Source organism: Pseudomonas sp. W2-17 (assembly GCF_041060445.1).
Taxonomy (GTDB): domain Bacteria; phylum Pseudomonadota; class Gammaproteobacteria; order Pseudomonadales; family Pseudomonadaceae; genus Aquipseudomonas.
The window spans coordinates 104401-120505 of record NZ_JAUFNS010000016.1; the positions used below are offsets into that span (position 1 = coordinate 104401).

At 60.8% G+C, this 16105-nt stretch carries 14 protein-coding genes; 11 read left to right on the plus strand and 3 right to left on the minus strand.

Translation table 11 applies throughout. The features are described from left to right. Positions 1-61: 61 nt before the first annotated feature. The 3 genes from QWI20_RS19730 to QWI20_RS19740 all read right to left on the minus strand — a co-directional run bounded on the left by QWI20_RS19730 (position 62) and on the right by QWI20_RS19740 (position 3669). The gene (locus tag QWI20_RS19730; RefSeq protein ID WP_369306863.1) at positions 62-1975 is read right to left on the minus strand and encodes a PhoX family phosphatase; all 1914 of its coding nucleotides are present in this window, start codon (positions 1973-1975) and stop codon (positions 62-64) included. Positions 1976-2078: 103 nt separating this feature from the next. Continuing rightward, positions 2079-2843: a TOBE domain-containing protein gene (locus QWI20_RS19735; protein WP_369306864.1), complete on the minus strand. Its 765-nt coding sequence runs from the start codon at positions 2841-2843 to the stop codon at positions 2079-2081. Positions 2844-2934: 91 nt separating this feature from the next. Then, positions 2935-3669, minus strand: coding sequence for a phosphoribosyltransferase family protein (locus QWI20_RS19740; protein WP_369306865.1), 735 nt, complete (start codon positions 3667-3669; stop codon positions 2935-2937). Positions 3670-3779: 110 nt separating this feature from the next. On the opposite strand from QWI20_RS19740, the gene bioB reads away from it, so the two are divergent. The 11 genes from bioB to QWI20_RS19795 all read left to right on the plus strand — a co-directional run bounded on the left by bioB (position 3780) and on the right by QWI20_RS19795 (position 15938). After that, a complete protein-coding gene (gene bioB / locus QWI20_RS19745) occupies positions 3780-4835 on the plus strand; it encodes a biotin synthase BioB (RefSeq protein ID WP_369306866.1) in 1056 nt (351 codons plus the stop codon). A 31-nt stretch (positions 4836-4866) separates the two neighbouring features. Continuing rightward, the gene (gene bioF / locus QWI20_RS19750; protein ID WP_369306867.1) at positions 4867-6057 is read left to right on the plus strand and encodes an 8-amino-7-oxononanoate synthase; all 1191 of its coding nucleotides are present in this window, start codon (positions 4867-4869) and stop codon (positions 6055-6057) included. After that, the gene (locus tag QWI20_RS19755) at positions 6050-6781 is read left to right on the plus strand and encodes an alpha/beta fold hydrolase (protein ID WP_369306868.1); all 732 of its coding nucleotides are present in this window, start codon (positions 6050-6052) and stop codon (positions 6779-6781) included. Before bioF ends, QWI20_RS19755 begins: the two co-directional genes overlap by 8 nt. Beyond that, positions 6774-7634 (plus strand): malonyl-ACP O-methyltransferase BioC, encoded by an 861-nt coding sequence (gene bioC, locus QWI20_RS19760; RefSeq protein WP_369306869.1) that lies wholly within the window; start codon positions 6774-6776, stop codon positions 7632-7634. The genes QWI20_RS19755 and bioC overlap by 8 nt, the downstream gene beginning before the upstream one ends. Positions 7635-7721: 87 nt before the next feature. Then, complete coding sequence (gene bioD, locus QWI20_RS19765) at positions 7722-8402, plus strand: dethiobiotin synthase (protein WP_369306870.1); 681 nt, start codon at positions 7722-7724, stop codon at positions 8400-8402. Positions 8403-8526: 124 nt separating this feature from the next. Next, positions 8527-8823 carry a pyrroloquinoline quinone biosynthesis protein PqqE gene (locus QWI20_RS19770; protein WP_265388029.1) on the plus strand — a complete coding sequence of 99 codons (297 nt, stop codon included), beginning with the start codon at positions 8527-8529 and terminating at the stop codon, positions 8821-8823. A 348-nt stretch (positions 8824-9171) separates the two neighbouring features. Further along, the gene (locus QWI20_RS19775) at positions 9172-10977 is read left to right on the plus strand and encodes a phenylacyl-CoA dehydrogenase (RefSeq protein ID WP_369306871.1); all 1806 of its coding nucleotides are present in this window, start codon (positions 9172-9174) and stop codon (positions 10975-10977) included. 177 nt (positions 10978-11154) lie between these two features. Then, positions 11155-12450 carry a GGDEF domain-containing protein gene (locus QWI20_RS19780; protein ID WP_369306872.1) on the plus strand — a complete coding sequence of 432 codons (1296 nt, stop codon included), beginning with the start codon at positions 11155-11157 and terminating at the stop codon, positions 12448-12450. A gap of 222 nt (positions 12451-12672) precedes the next feature. Then, complete coding sequence (locus QWI20_RS19785) at positions 12673-14451, plus strand: acyl-CoA dehydrogenase C-terminal domain-containing protein (protein ID WP_369306873.1); 1779 nt, start codon at positions 12673-12675, stop codon at positions 14449-14451. A gap of 373 nt (positions 14452-14824) precedes the next feature. Further along, positions 14825-14986 (plus strand): YqaE/Pmp3 family membrane protein, encoded by a 162-nt coding sequence (locus QWI20_RS19790; protein WP_037019089.1) that lies wholly within the window; start codon positions 14825-14827, stop codon positions 14984-14986. A 97-nt stretch (positions 14987-15083) separates the two neighbouring features. After that, positions 15084-15938, plus strand: a complete 855-nt coding sequence (locus QWI20_RS19795) for a DMT family transporter (protein WP_369306905.1) — start codon at positions 15084-15086, stop codon at positions 15936-15938. Positions 15939-16105 lie beyond the last annotated feature (167 nt).

Genomic DNA, 16105 nt, shown 5'->3' on the forward strand with positions numbered 1-16105 from the left:
ACAGAGGCTGTGTTTGCAGCGAGATAGCGCCTCGCCTGGACAACGGGAGATCTCCCAAAAATTAGGCGCCGATCACGCCGCCATCCTCCCGCGTGATCACCATCACCGAGGACCTCGGCTTGCCGTTTGGCAGATGCTCGGGGAAGGTCGAGCCGCCGTTTTCGCCAGGGTGCTGAATGCCGACGAACAGCGCTTTCTGGTCGGGCGCGAAGCTGATGCCGGTCACTTCACACCCCACCGGCCCGACCATGAATCGGCGGATCTCGCCGCTGGCCGGGTCAGCGCACAGCATCTGGTTATTGCCCATGCCGGCGAAGTCACCGGCGTTGGTAGAGTCGCCATCCGTCAGAATCCACAGCCGCCCGGCAGCATCGAAACCCAGGCCATCCGGGCTGTTGAACATGTTCTGCGGATTGATATTGGTTGATCCGGCCTGCGGCGTTCCTGCATGCACGCCTGGATTGCCGGCGACGACGAACAAGTCCCATGCGAAATCCATGGAGGCGGCGTCCGCTCCGGTTTCCTGCCAGCGCAGAATCTGCCCGTACTGGTTTTTCGCCCGGGGATTTGGGCCGCCCACTGGCTGCCCTTCATCGCCACGCTTGATGTTGTTGGTCAGCGTGCAATAGACCTGACCGTCCTTGGGGCTCACGACGATCCACTCGGGCCGGTCCATGCGCGTCGCTTTAACCTGGCTTGCCGCCAGCCGGGCATGAATCAGCACTTCAGCCTGATTGGCGAAGCCACTGGCCGCATCGATGCCGTTCTTGCCGTGGCTCAGCTCAATCCATTTGCCCTGGCCTTTCGGGTGATCGGGGTTGCTGTCGCCAGCGTCGAACTGCGCCACATACAGCGTGCCGTGGTCGAGGATGTCGCGGTTGGCCTTGGGATGTTTGTGATCGACTTTGTCGCGGCTGATGAATTTGTAGATGAACTCGCCGCGCTCATCGTCGCCCATGTACACCACGACGCGGCCGTCTTTGGTTTCGGTCAGCGCGGCGTTTTCGTGCTTGAAACGGCCCAGGGCGGTGCGTTTGACCGGCGTGGATTTCGGATCGAACGGGTCGATCTCCACCACCCAGCCATGGCGATTGGGTTCGTTGGGGTTTTTGGCCACGTCGAAGCGCGGGTCGTGCAGGTGCCAGTTCACTTCCTTGCTGGCGGCGGTCACCCCGTAGCGCTTGGTCGCGGCGTCGAAGGTCTGCGCGGGATCGCTGCTGCCGAAGCAGTCAGTGAAATTCTCTTCGCAGGTCAGATAGGTGCCCCACGGCGTCTTGCCGTTGGCGCAGTTCTGGAAAGTCCCGAGCACGTTCTTGCCGGTTTTGTCGGCGGCGGTCTTCAACCATTCATGCCCGGCGGCCGGCCCGCTCAGGTGAATCGGCGTGTTGCCGTGGATGCGCCGGTTGTATCTGGAGCCTTGCACGAACGCCCATTGCTGACCGTCGCGCTTGACCTCAATCACCGAGACGCCTTCGCTGGCCTGGGCCTTGTGCACGTCTTCGGCGGACTGCGGGTCTTTGCCGTGATCGAAGAGGTAGCGGTAATTGGTGTATTCGTTGTTGATCGCCATCAGCGCGCGGCTGGCGGTGTCCGGCTTGTCGCCGGGGAAGGTGAACAGGCTCATGCCGTCATTGTTGTCGCCGAATTGCAGCTCCGGCATCTTCGCCGTGCCCTTGCCGCTGGGGTCGAAGGCCGGGCCGTCGGTGTGCAGCGGCTGGCCCCAACTGATCAGGACCGAGGAGCGATAACCGGGCGGCAGGCTGATGCTGTCGGCGGTGGAGGAGGGGATGCTGTCGAAACCGAGCAGCGTCCCGTTGGCAGCGCTCACACTGGCGGCCATTACGCTGCGGCTGAGCAAGTTGCCCCCGAGAAACATCGCCGCGCCGCACAGGGCGCCCGCGCTGATGAATCCGCGTCGGGTCAGGCCAACCATGTTTTCGAGGTCGGTGGATTGGTTATCTTTTAATAGCGTCATCACGGGCTCCCTGCGGTTTAGGGCAAAACCCTATGCAGCGCTCATGACGTTATTGTGTCGGTCAAATGACGAGTCGGGCGCCAATAGTCCGTGCAAGCGGCGCTTAAAGCGGCGTGCCGAGCAGAATGTTTGAGGGCGCAAATTGAACCTTAATCTCACCGCCGACCTTGAGCTGCAAGGCGTGCAGCCGGTCCGCATCGACCACCGCACAGAGAATCTGGTGGCTGGGAAGGACAATTCTGACTTCACTCGGGCCATCCTCGGCGTCGAGAATTTCCTCGATCTTACCGGTGAGGCAATTGTGTCCGGTTGTTTCAGCCTGGGCGGGCGCCAGTAATTCCAGCCAGCCGGCCTTGATCAGGGCGAACACATCCGTGCCGATCTCAAGCCCCAGTCGCAAGGTGCTGTCGTGGGTGATCTGCGCCTCGATCGACAAGCCGCCCGCGAGTTGCAACGTGATCATGTCGTTGCGGCCCTGAGAACGAACGCCGCTGACCTGACCATGCAGCTGATTGCGCGCGCTGGTGCGTAGCATCAACCGACTGAGCAGAGCGAGGTCATCAGATTCCTCCGAGGTTTCCAGCAGTTGGGTCTGCAGCGCTTGCAGGCGCTGATAAAGCCGCAGCACGCGCTCGCCCTCGGCCGACAATTTCGCGCCGCCGCCACCACGGCCGCCAACGCTGCGCTCGACCAGCGGTTTCTGCGCCAGATTGTTCAGCTCGTCGATGGCGTCCCACGTCGCCTTGTAACTCAGCCCGGCGCTTTTCGCTGCTCGGGTGATCGAACCCTGCTCGGCAATGTGCTGCAACAGCGCGATGCGATGCGGGCGACGGACCATGTGCTGGGTGAGAGAAGGCGGTAGTGACATAAGGGTCGGATGCGCTGGAAGTGATGACGCCGGAGTGTAAGCCAAAACGCCTTGCACCCGAATGCTGCGGATTTCTTGGTCTCTTGGCGGGCTAGTCCCCAGGCTTCGGCGTTCTCGCCAGGCAATACACATCCACCGATCGGGCGCCGGCGTTGCGCAACAGGCTGGCCAATGCATTCGCCGTCGAGCCGGTGGTGAGGACGTCATCGATCAATGCAAGGTGCTTGCCGATAATCGGCGTGGCATCCCTCAGCGAAAAGGCAGACGCCAGATTGCGCTTTCTGGCTTTTGCATCCAGACCCTGCTGCGAAGGTGTTTCTTTCACGCGGCGGATCACGCGCTCATCCACAGGCAGTCCCAGTCGAGCGCCGAGCCAGTTCGCCAACATCGCTGCCTGATTGAAGCCTCGCTGGCGCAGTCGTTTTTTGGCGAGTGGCACCGGGATAAGAAAGTCGGGTCGGCGCAGGCCGTCATTGAAGCGATGCTGCAGGGTCTCGCCCAACAGCTCGGCGAGCAGCCGTCCCAGCGGCCAGTTGCCCTGATGCTTGAAGCGTGTGACCAGCGCGTCGATCGGGAAGTCGTAAAGCCACGGAGCGACCACATCATTAAAGGCGGGAGGGTGGCGATTGCAGGCGCCGCAGGTCAGGCCGGACATCGGCATGGGCAGTGCGCAACGGTCGCACTGGTCAATCAGCCATGGGAGTTCGCGCTCACAGGGCATGCAGATCGGGGTGCTTGAATCAGTCGCTTCATCGCACAACAAACACGTTTGTGCGTTTTTTAACCAGATGTAAACCTCGTGCCCGTTATATGGTTGACAGCGCATGTCGCTTCCTTAAATATGCCGAACATCCGTGTTGCGCCTGTGGGCTTTCCGGTTTTGCCGCTGGGCAAAGCCGCCCGGGTCATCGTCCAGAAAACATCAAGGAGCCGCCCATGAGCGCCAGCATCACTGCCAATCTGCGTCACGACTGGAATCTAGCCGAGGTCAAGGCGCTGTTCACACAGCCATTCAATGACCTGCTGTTTCAGGCGCAAACCGTGCACCGCGCTCACTTCGACGCCAACCGCGTACAAGTCTCGACCCTGCTGTCGATCAAAACCGGCGCCTGCCCGGAAGACTGCAAGTACTGCCCGCAATCGGGCCACTACAACACCGGTCTGGAAAAAGAGAAGCTGATGCAGGTCCAGCAAGTGCTGGAAGAAGCTGCACGCGCCAAGGCCATTGGTTCGACCCGTTTCTGCATGGGCGCGGCGTGGAAACACCCGTCGGCCAAAGACATGCCCTACGTGCTGGAGATGGTCAAAGGCGTCAAAGCCATGGGCCTGGAAACCTGCATGACCCTCGGCAAGCTGGATCAGGACCAGACCCAGGCGCTGGCCGACGCTGGCCTCGATTACTACAACCACAACCTCGACACGTCGCCGGATTTCTATACCAGCATCATCACCACCCGCACCTACAGCGATCGCCTGCAGACGCTGGCGTACGTGCGTGATTCGGGCATGAAGATCTGCTCCGGCGGCATCCTGGGCATGGGTGAATCCCTGGACGACCGCGCCAATCTGCTGATCCAGCTGGCCAACCTGCCAGAGCATCCGGAATCCGTGCCGATCAACATGCTGGTGAAAGTGGCCGGCACGCCGCTGGAAAACGCCGAGGATATCGACCCGTTCGATTTCATCCGCATGCTGGCCGTCGCGCGCATCCTGATGCCTCAATCCCACGTGCGCCTGTCCGCAGGCCGCGAAGCCATGAACGACCAGATGCAGGCCCTGGCGTTCTTCGCCGGCGCCAACTCGATCTTCTACGGCGACAAACTGCTGACCACCGCCAACCCGCAGTCTGACAAGGACATGCAGCTGTTCTCGCGTCTGGGCATTCAGCCCGAAGCGCGCGAAGAGCACTCGGACGAGGTGCATCAGGCAGCCATCGAACAAGCGCTGATCGAGCAGAAAAGCAGCGAGCTGTTTTACGACGCGGCTGTTTGATCCTTCATCAGTGGCTTGACCCGAGGCCTGCATGTCTTTTGATCTGAACGCACGTCTCGCTGCCCGTCGTGCCGAGCACCTTTATCGTCAGCGGCCCTTGCTGCAAAGCCCGCAGGGCCCTGAAGTGATTGTCGACGGCAAGCCGCTGCTGGCGTTCTGCAACAACGATTACATGGGGCTGGCAAATCACCCTGAAGTCATCGCTGCGTGGCAAGCGGGCGCCGAGCGTTGGGGCGTCGGCGGTGGTGCCTCGCATTTGGTGATTGGCCACAGCACGCCCCATCACGCGCTCGAAGAAGCCCTCGCCGAGTTCACCGGTCGGCCTCGCGCGCTGTTGTTTTCCAACGGCTACATGGCCAACCTCGGCACCGTCACTGCGTTGGTGGGGCAGGGCGACACCGTGCTGGAAGACCGCCTCAATCATGCTTCGTTGCTCGACGCCGGCCTGCTCAGCGGTGCGCGTTTTTCCCGCTACCTGCACAACGATTGCGACAGCCTCGCCAGCCGATTGGACAAAGCGGTGGGTGACACGCTGGTAGTCACCGACGGGGTGTTCAGCATGGACGGCGACGTCGCTGACCTCCCCGCGCTGGCCAAGGCGGCGAAAGCCAAAAACGCATGGCTGATGGTCGACGATGCACACGGCTTCGGCCCACTGGGTGCGAACGGTGCAGGCATCGTCGAGCACTTCGGTCTTGGCATCGATGACGTCCCGGTGCTGATCGGCACGCTGGGTAAGTCCTTCGGCACCGCGGGCGCGTTCGTCGCGGGCAGCGAAGAGCTGATCGAAACGCTGATCCAGTTCGCCCGCCCCTACATCTACACCACCAGCCAGCCGCCGGCGCTGGCGTGCGCGACGCTGAAAAGCCTCGAACTGTTGCGCACCGAACACTGGCGGCGTGAGCACCTGGCGGCACTCATCAAGCAGTTTCGCGCCGGCGCTCAAGCCCTCGGCCTGGAGTTGATGGACAGTTTCACGCCCATTCAGCCGATCCTGATTGGCGACAGCGGTCGCGCCTTGCGTCTCTCGCAATTGCTGCGTGAGCGCGGGGTGATGGTCACCGCCATTCGGCCTCCGACGGTGCCTGCGGGCAGCGCGCGTTTGCGCGTGACGTTGTCCGCTGCCCACAGCGAAGCCCAGGTGCAGCTATTGTTGCAGGCACTGGAGCAGTGTTATCCGCTGCTGGGCGTAGACGAATCATCGGAGCCAGACCATGCGTGATCAGTTGATCCTGTTGCCGGGCTGGGGCCTTGGCGTCTCGCCCCTTGAACCGCTGGCCGCAGCGCTGCGGGGGCTGGACGAACATTTGCGGGTCGTGATCGAGCCGTTGCCTGACATGGACACCGACAACCTCGACGACTGGCTCGATGAGCTGGACTCTACATTGCCCGACAACGTCTGGCTGGGCGGTTGGTCGCTGGGCGGCATGCTGGCCACCGAACTGGCCGCGCGCCGGGGCGAGCGCTGCTGTGGACTGGCGACGTTCGCCAGCAACGTCTGCTTCGTGGCCCGCAGCGAGTGGCCCAACGCGATGCCTCAAACAGATTTCGATGCGTTTATCGCCGGTTGCAAAGCCGACCTGGACGCAACGCTCAAGCGCTTCAGTCTGCTGTGCGTGCAAGGCGCCGAAGAGCCACGGGCGCTGTCGAGACAACTGAAAGCCTGCGCGCCCCACGGCACCAGCGCCGGCTTGATCGAAGGCCTGAAGCTGCTTGAGCAAATGGACACGCGCAAAGCGCTGCAAGCGTTTCGCGGCCCTCAATTGCACCTGTTTGGCGGCCTCGACGCGTTGGTGCCCGCTGAAGCATCGGCGGATCTTCTGACCCTCCAGCCTGATATCGAAGTCGGCGTGATCGAGCAGGCCAGTCACGCCTTCATTCTGGAAAACCCGCACGGCGTCGCCGCTGCAGTTCATGCGTTTTTACACGAGTCCGGTGATGACTGATCTTTCCCATTGCGCGGTGCTGAAGGCCGTGAAGCAGCAACAGGCATCCTGGCAACACACCCTGCCGGACAAGCGTCAGGTGGCGGCGTCCTTCTCGAAGGCCGCGACCAGCTACGACAGCGTGGCCGATTTGCAGCGCGCCGTCGGCACCGAGCTGATGAAACGACTGCCGGCTCAGATGCTGGAGATGGCGCCATCCCGGTGGCTGGACCTGGGCAGCGGCACCGGGTGTTTCAGCCGCGCGCTGGCGCAGCAGTTTCCCCAGAGCGAAGGGGTTGCGCTAGACCTCGCCGAAGGCATGCTGCGTTATGCACGGCCATTAGGCGGTGCCACTCATTACCTGGCAGGCGACGCCGAGAACCTGCCGCTGCGCGACGCGAGCGTTGACCTCATGTTCTCCAGCCTGGCGGTGCAATGGTGCCCGGATTTCTCCGCGGTGCTGAGCGAAGCGCGTCGCGTGCTGAAACCGAGCGGCGTGTTCGCTTTTGCCAGCCTCTGCGTCGGGACGCTGTTTGAACTGCGCGACAGCTGGCAGGCGGTGGATGGCATGGTCCACGTCAACCGCTTCCGCGAGCGCGAAGAATATCAACGCCTCTGCGCCGCCAGCGGGCTGCAGGTACACAGTCTCGAAGTCCTTCCCCACGTGTTGCACTATCCCGACGTGCGCAGCCTGACCCATGAACTCAAGGCGCTGGGCGCGCACAACCTCAATCCGGGTCGTCCGGGAGGCCTGACCGGCCGTGCGCGAATCCAGGCGTTGATGGAAGCGTACGAAAGGTTTCGTCAGGAAGAGGGCCTGCCCGCCACGTACCAAGTGGTGTACGCCATTCTGGCGAAATCCGGCATTGATTAAAGAATGATCTATTAAGTCGGCGCCTGTTACACGGGCGCTATAGTAAGCAGGCAATAGTTTGAAATATCTGAACGGATGGTCGCCACGATGAGCGCTGCATATTTCATCACGGGAACCGATACCGACGTCGGCAAGACCACCATCGCCACGGGGCTTCTGTACGCGGCGCGGCAGTCGGGGTTGAGCACGGCGGCGGGCAAGCCGGTCGCCTCCGGCTGCGACGTCAAACCCAAGGGGTTGCGCAACTCGGACGCCGTCGCCTTGCGCGCCGAATGTTCGATCCAACTGACCTACAACGAGGTCAACCCGGTGGCCTTCGAGCCTGCCATCGCGCCCCATCTGGCCGCGCGGGAAGCGGGAGTCGCGCTGACCGTGCAGTCCTTGCTCGGCCCGATGCGGCATATCCTCGATAAGCAGGCTGATTTCACGCTGATCGAAGGGGCTGGCGGCTGGCGCGTTCCACTGGCCGATCAGGCCAATCTGTCTGACCTGGCCATCGCGCTCAAACTGCCGGTGATTCTGGTGGTGGGCGTGCGCCTGGGCTGTATCAGCCATGCGTTGCTGTCAGCCGAAGCCATCGCCAACGACGGTCTGCAACTGGCGGGCTGGGTGGCGAATATCATCGATCCCAAAACCTCTCGGCTTGAAGAGAACCTCGCCACGCTGGCTGAGCGTTTGCCGGCGCCGTGCCTTGGGCGCGTGCCGTACATGAAAAAAGCGACCGCGGAAATGATCGCCGAGCATCTGCATCTGGAGTTGCTGGATTAAGCGTAAGAGCGTCGACGAGTGTGAGGTGCGTCACAAGGCGCAATGCCACTAGTCGCGTCGCTGAGTAATCCGGCCGCATTGCTGCTTTAATCGCTATGTTCGTTCCGAACAGAGGATCGTGCTCATGCAAATCTCACTGAACAACACGCTGTACCCAGGCCTTAGCGCAATGCAGGTCGGGCAGAGCCGTGTCGATCAGGCTGCGACGCAGCTGGCCAGTCCCGCGACCGAAGTGTCCGGACGCAGTCAGTCTTCGGATTTCCAGCTTGAGCGTCTGCGCTCGGTCGATCGTCCGCAACGCTCCGACATGGCTACCAATGTGGTTGAACTGACCCAAGGCCGGATTCAAGTCCAGGCAGGCGTCAAAGTTGAAAAAGCCAGTGATGAAATGCTCGGCACGCTGATCGACACCTTCGCCTGATCCTCTCTCTTCGTGCGCTGCGGCGCACGGCGCTGGTCGCTCTTTCTTTCCTGAATAATGCCTCATTCACGCGCCCATCCCGTGCGCGCTGTGGCCTGTATTTCCCTCACGCTCTCTAGACTCAACGCACCGGTCTGAACCGCATGGCGGCGTACGCGCGCACCTGCATCTCACACACCGGGAGGTGATGAAAGGTGCAGGGCGTCCCTTGACAAGGTATAGGCGTAAACGTATGTTTCAAACACCTGTTTGATCGCCGAGTGATCTCTATTCCCGGCGCCGGGGCACTGCCCCACAGTGACCACACGGTCATCCAATTCCAGGATTCACCAGCAGAGGTTTATCGCTATGCCTGACTACAAGGCCCCCTTGCGTGATATTCGCTTCGTCCGTGACGAGCTGCTCGGCTACGAAGCGCACTATCAGAGTCTGCCAGCATGCCAGGACGCCACGCCTGACATGGTTGACGCCATTCTCGAGGAAGGCGCCAAGTTTTGTGAGCAGGTCCTGGCCCCGCTGAACCGTGTCGGTGACACCGAAGGCTGCACCTGGAGCGAGTCCGGCGTAAAAACGCCGACCGGTTTCAAGGAAGCCTACAAACAGTTTGTTGAAGGCGGCTGGCCGAGCCTGGCGCACGACATTGCTCATGGCGGCCAGGGTCTTCCCGAGTCGCTGGGTCTGGCGGTCAGTGAAATGGTCGGCGAAGCCAACTGGTCCTGGGGCATGTACCCGGGCCTGTCGCACGGTGCGATGAACACCATCTCCGAGCACGGCACCGCTGAGCAGCAGGACGCTTACCTGACTAAACTGGTCTCGGGCGAGTGGACCGGCACCATGTGCCTGACCGAACCTCATTGCGGCACTGACCTGGGCATGCTGCGCACCAAGGCCGAGCCTCAGGCTGACGGCTCGTACAAAGTGTCCGGCACCAAGATCTTCATTTCCGCTGGCGAACACGACATGGCCGATAACATCGTCCACATCGTGCTGGCCCGCCTGCCCGACGCGCCTGCCGGCACCAAAGGCATTTCACTGTTCATCGTGCCGAAATTCGTGCCGGCCGCTGACGGCAGCGTCGGTGAGCGCAACGCTGTGACCTGCGGTTCGCTGGAACACAAGATGGGCATTCACGGCAACGCCACCTGCGTGATGAACTTCGACGGCGCCACGGGTTTCCTGATCGGCCCGCCGAACAAGGGCCTGAACTGCATGTTCACCTTCATGAACACCGCACGTCTGGGCACTGCGCTGCAAGGCCTCGCCCACGCCGAGATCGGTTTCCAGGGCGGCCTGAAATACGCCCGCGAGCGTCTGCAGATGCGTTCGCTGACCGGCCCGAAAGCGCCGGAAAAGGCCGCTGACCCGATCATCGTTCACCCTGACGTGCGTCGCATGCTGCTGACCATGAAGGCCTTCGCCGAGGGGACTCGTGCGATGGTGTACTTCACGGCCAAGCAGGTCGACATCGCCAAATACAGCGACGACGCCGAAGCCAAGAAGCAAGCTGACGGCCTGCTGGCGTTCATGACGCCGATCGCCAAGGCGTTCATGACCGAAGTCGGTTTCGAAGCCGCCAACCACGGCGTGCAGGTCTATGGCGGCCACGGCTTCATCGCCGAGTGGGGCATGGAGCAGAACGTTCGCGACGCCCGTATTGCCATGCTGTATGAAGGCACCACCGGTATTCAGGCGCTCGACCTGCTGGGTCGTAAAGTGCTGATGACTCAGGGCGAGGCGCTCAAGGGCTTCACCAAGATCGTCCACAAGTTCTGCCAGTCTCAGGAAGGCAACGAAGCGATCAGCGAGTTCGTGGCGCCGCTCGCTGCGCTGAACAAAGAATGGGGCGAACTGACCATGAAGGTCGGCATGGCCGCCATGAAAGACCGCGAAGAAGTCGGTGCCGCTTCGGTGGATTACCTGATGTTCTCCGGTTATGCCTGCCTGGCGTACTTCTGGGCTGACATGGCTCGTGTGGCAGCCGAGAAACTGGCAGCCGGCACCAGCGAAGAAGCCTTCTACACCGCCAAGCTGCAGACGGCGCGCTTCTACTTCCAGCGCATCCTGCCGCGCACCCGCACGCACGTGGCGACCATGCTGTCGGGCGCAAGCAACCTGATGGACATGAACGAAGAACACTTCGGCCTGGCTTACTAAGTCACCGCGAGCGTTTCCCTCAAGCCGCTTGTCCTCAGGGACAAGCGGCTTTTTTGTGTCTGCCGATCTTTGCCTCAAGGCCATGCACATTCTTCCTCATCCTATGCATGACGCGGCCGATACAGGCACAATGCCATTTGATCAGCACTCGCATCTTTCTGTGAGGAGATAGTCCTTTTGCTGCGCCCCTCTGCCGCACGGCTCAGTCATTTTTTACCCTCTCTGGCTTTGCTGATTGCCGGACTGGCGGCCGCGTACGTGAAAGACCTCAACGTCTTCTTCACCTCACTCTTTAACGTGCTGCCCACGCTGGTGCTGTTGCTGGGCGGCGCGTATTGCGGCGTGTACAAGCGACAGCGTGAACTGTTCCTGATGATCACGGTGTACATCGCCTATTTCCTGCTCGACACACAGACCGATTACTACCGCGATAACGGAAAGGTCCGAGAGGACGCCGCCGTGGTGTTTCATCTGTGTTGTCTCTTGCTGCCGGTCATGTTCGGGCTATATGCGGCCTGGGAGGAGCGGACCCATCTGTTTCAAGACCTTGTCGCTCGGCTGGCGGTACTGGTCGCCGTCGGCAGCGTCGCACTGGGACTCGAACAGAGCTTTCCCGCCGGGCTGCTGGCCTGGCTCGCCGACATCCGCTGGCCGGCGCTGCACGGAGACTGGATGAGCCTGATCCAGTTGTCCTACGTGACGTTTTTCATCGCGTTTGCCGTGCTGATCACGCAATACATCTATAAGCCGCGCCCCTTGCATGCCGCTCAACTGGTGGGGTTGCTCGGAATGTTCTGGGCGTTGCCGAAAACCTTCATCCTGCCGTTCACCCTGAACATCATGTGCAGCCAAGTGATGTTGATGATTGCCGCAGCGGTCGCGCACGAGGCCTATCAAATGGCGTTCCGCGACGAACTCACCGGGCTGCCGGGCCGACGCGCACTCAATGAGCGGATGCAGCGGTTGGGCCGCAATTACGTGCTGGCGATGAGTGACGTCGATCATTTCAAGAAATTCAACGACACCCACGGCCACGATGTCGGCGATCAGGTGCTGCGTCTGGTGGCGAGCAAATTGTCGAAGATTACCAATGGCGGCGGGCGCGCCTATCGCTACGGCGGTGAAGAGTTCGCCATCGTGTTTGCCGGCAAAACCCTGGAAGAGTGCATGCCGCATCTTGAGGTCATTCGTGAAACCATTGCCAGCTATCAGATTCACCTGCGCAATCAGGACAATCGTCCAAACGATGACCTGCAAGGGCGTCAGCGTCGGGCGGGCTCTCAGGCATCAACAGTTTCGGTGACCGTCAGCATCGGCGTGGCCGAGCGTCTGCCCGAGCACCGAAATCCGGAAGAAGTCCTCAAATCCGCCGATCAGGCGCTGTATGCCGCCAAAGGCGCTGGCCGTAACTGCGTCATCAGCCATGCGCAGACCAGCAAGCGCGGCGCTGTGCGCATGGCTGCCGCCGGCTAAGCCGACTCTTTTTCACCACTGAACGAGCGCACACGCAGCCGTGCAACGGGAAGAGCTCGACTGTCGCTCGATCGTGACCGGATCATTTGTAATAGTCACGCGTTGACCCTATGTGTCGCAAATGGTGTTCGGGTACACTCGTTCCACTGACACATCGGCGCCGCAACCTCTTTGCTGTGCCGCTCCTCCCCCGAGCTCTTTGCCGCTGAAACGAGGTTTGCCATGGCTGACTACAAAGCGCCCTTGCGCGATATGCGCTTCGTCCTCAATGAAGTGTTCGAAGTCTCCCGACTTTGGGCCACGCTTCCCGAACTGTCTGAAACCGTGGACGCCGAGACCGTCGAGGCGATTCTCGAAGAGGCGGGCAAAGTCACTGGCAGATCCGTCGCACCGTTGAGCCGCGCGGCCGATGAGGAAGGCTGCCACTGGAAAGACACTGTCGTCACCACGCCGACAGGTTTCGTTCAGGCGTACAAAACGTATGCGGAAGGGGGCTGGGTCGGCGTCGGCGGCAATCCGGAATTCGGCGGCATGGGCATGCCCAAAGCGGTTTCTGCTCAAGTCGAAGAGATGGTCAACTCCGCCAGCCTGGCGTTCGGGCTGTACCCGATGCTGACGTCCGGCGCCTGCGTTTCGATCAACACCCACGCCAGCGAAGCGCTCAAGACCAAATACCTGCCGAACATGTATGCCGGGGTATGGGCCGGTTCGATGTGCCTGACCGAAGCCCATGCCGGCACGGACCTCGGGATTATCCGCACGAAAGCGGAGCCGCAGACCGATGGGTCATACAAGATCAGCGGCACTAAAATCTTCATCACTGGCGGCGAGCACGACCTCACCGAGAACATCATCCACCTGGTGCTCGCCAAACTGCCTGACGCACCGGCTGGGCCGAAGGGCATTTCGCTGTTCCTCGTGCCGAAGATCATGGTCAACGACGACGGCAGCTTGGGTGAGCGCAACACGGTGTTCTGCGGATCCATCGAGCACAAGATGGGCATTCAGGCGTCGGCCACCTGTGTGATGAACTTCGATCAGGCCGAGGGCTATTTGATCGGCGAGCCAAATAAAGGCCTCGCGGCGATGTTCACCATGATGAATTACGAGCGCCTGGGTGTCGGCATTCAGGGTCTGGCGTCCGGTGAGCGTTCGTATCAGAACGCGATCGAGTACGCCCGCGACCGTCTGCAAAGCCGGGCGCCGACAGGCGCGCAGTCCAAAGACACCATTGCCGACCCGATTATTGTTCACCCCGATGTGCGTCGCATGCTGTTGACCATGAAGGCGCTGAACGAAGGCGGTCGCGCGTTCTCGACATACGTGGCCATGCAACTGGACACCGCCAAGTACAGCGAAGACGCCGACGTGCGTCAGCGCGCCGATGCGTTGGTTGCACTGCTGACCCCGGTCGCCAAAGCCTTCCTCACCGACATGGGCCTGGACACCACCGTGCACGGTCAGCAGGTGTTCGGCGGTCATGGCTACATTCGCGAATGGGGTCAGGAACAACTGGTGCGTGACGTGCGCATCACCCAGATCTACGAAGGCACCAACGGCATTCAGGCACTGGATCTGATGGGGCGTAAGGTTGTCGCCAGTGGCGGGGCGTACTACAAGCTGTTCTCTGACGAAGTCCGTGAATTCCTTGCGTCTTCTGACAGCTCGCAGGCCGAGTTCACCAAGCCGTTGGCCGCTGCCTTGACCACGCTGGACGAATTGACCGACTGGGTGCTGGACCGGGCGCGTAGCAACCCGAATGAAATCGGTGCCGCTTCAGTGGAGTATCTGCATGCCTTCGGATACACGGCGTACGCCTACATGTGGGCGATGATGGCAAACGCGGCGTGGGGCAAGGAAACTCAGGAAGATTTTTACGCCAGCAAGTTGGGCACTGCGCGTTTCTACTTCGCGCGTCTGCTGCCTCGAATTCAGTCCCTTTCAGCGTCGGTGAGGGCTGGCAGTGAGTCGCTGTACCTATTGGAGGCGTCACAGTTCTGACACCACGAAAATCATGTAAGCATTTGCTTACATGACGTGGTGGTATTCGGCTCTATCGCTCCAGTGGATCCAAGTTTAATCTACTCACATGGACGTAGCGCAGGACGCGCAACAGATAACAGGGACACGTAAGGGATTGCCTGCCAGGACGGTGGGAAGAAATGGAAGTCATGGGAAACAGTCTGGAAAACCTCGCTTAGGCGGGGTTTTCTTTTTTCTGCGTTCTGGAAAAGTCCTATGCCGTCGGCCGCTTCGGTTGGCGCGTCTGCGCGCGAAGGTAATGGCTGGACGACAGCGCGGCGGAACCCCTGTAACGGTCCAAGGTCGATTAGCTGTGCGGCCCCCATTGGGCCATTAATCAGGAGCTTCACCCATGGACATCATTCGCATCATCATCGCCATCCTGCTGCCACCCCTGGGCGTGTTCCTGCAAGTCGGCTTCGCCGGCGCCTTCTGGCTGAACATCCTGCTGACCCTGTTGGGCTACATCCCGGGGATCATCCACGCGATCTACATCATTGTCAGTCGTAAGTAATCCCATCCTGTAAACACCGCGCTTCCCGTCTCAGATCAGCTGACATAGAGTCCGACGTCGGACTTTATGATCAGGGAGGTCAGGGGTGGACGTTGTTTTGGGATTACTCGCCGCTCTGTTCTGGGGCGGCACAGATTTTCTGGTAGGGCTCAATGCCCGTGCCGTTGGGGTCAAGCGAGCGGTTTACTTCGGTCAGGCGCTTGGCTTCCTGATCATGTGCATGCTGTTGCTGTGCTACCCGGCTTTCATCTCCAAATCATTCTCTGCGCCTTGGCACACGTGGCTTCTGGGTGTACTCGCTTCGGTTTTCACGGTCAGTGGTGCGCTGGCGTTATCCAAAGCGTTCTCGCTCGGCAAAGCTTCGATTGTGGCTCCGCTGGTGACGTCGTACGGCGTCTTTACCACGCTGTTCTCGTGGGCGAGCGGCGAGCACATCTCGATGACGCAGCTGTTGTTGATCGCGTTGTGCGTGCTGGGAGTCGTTCTGTCGAGCATCACGTCAGGTAACGATTCCACGGCGAAAAAGCACAACCAGCAAGCGATTGTCTACGCACTGGGCGCCGCCTTGCTATATGGGTCGAGCTTCTGGATGCAAGGCCGTTACGCGTTGCCAGCACTGGGGCCCGTCACGATGCTCTGGCTGGGGCATCTGGTCGGCCTCGCCGTATTGTCGCCGATGATTTTGCGGATGAAAGACGCCCTGAAGCTGCCGCCTGCACGCGCCGGGGTAACCCTTGTGGCAGCGAGCTTGCTCAACCTGGGTGGGTTTTCTGCGTTCTCGTATGGCGCGATGGTGGGGTCGATTTCCGTGGTCACCGTCATCAGCACCCTGTCAGGGGGTATCGCCGCCGTGCTTGGCTTCCTGTTCTTCAAAGAGCGGCTCAGCGCCATTCAGGTCTGCGGGGTGGGGCTGGTATTGATCGGTGCCGTAGCGCTGCACGTTTATGGATAAGTCACTCACGGGTTCGCGCATTTACAGGTGGTGATGCCGCTCGTTTGACAGTTTACGCACAACCTGTGGGAGCGAGCTTGCTCGCGAAGGGGCCGGTACAACCGCTAAAATTCCAGCGGTTGAAATGCCTTCTTCGTGAGCACGCTCACTCCTACATGATCGCGTTG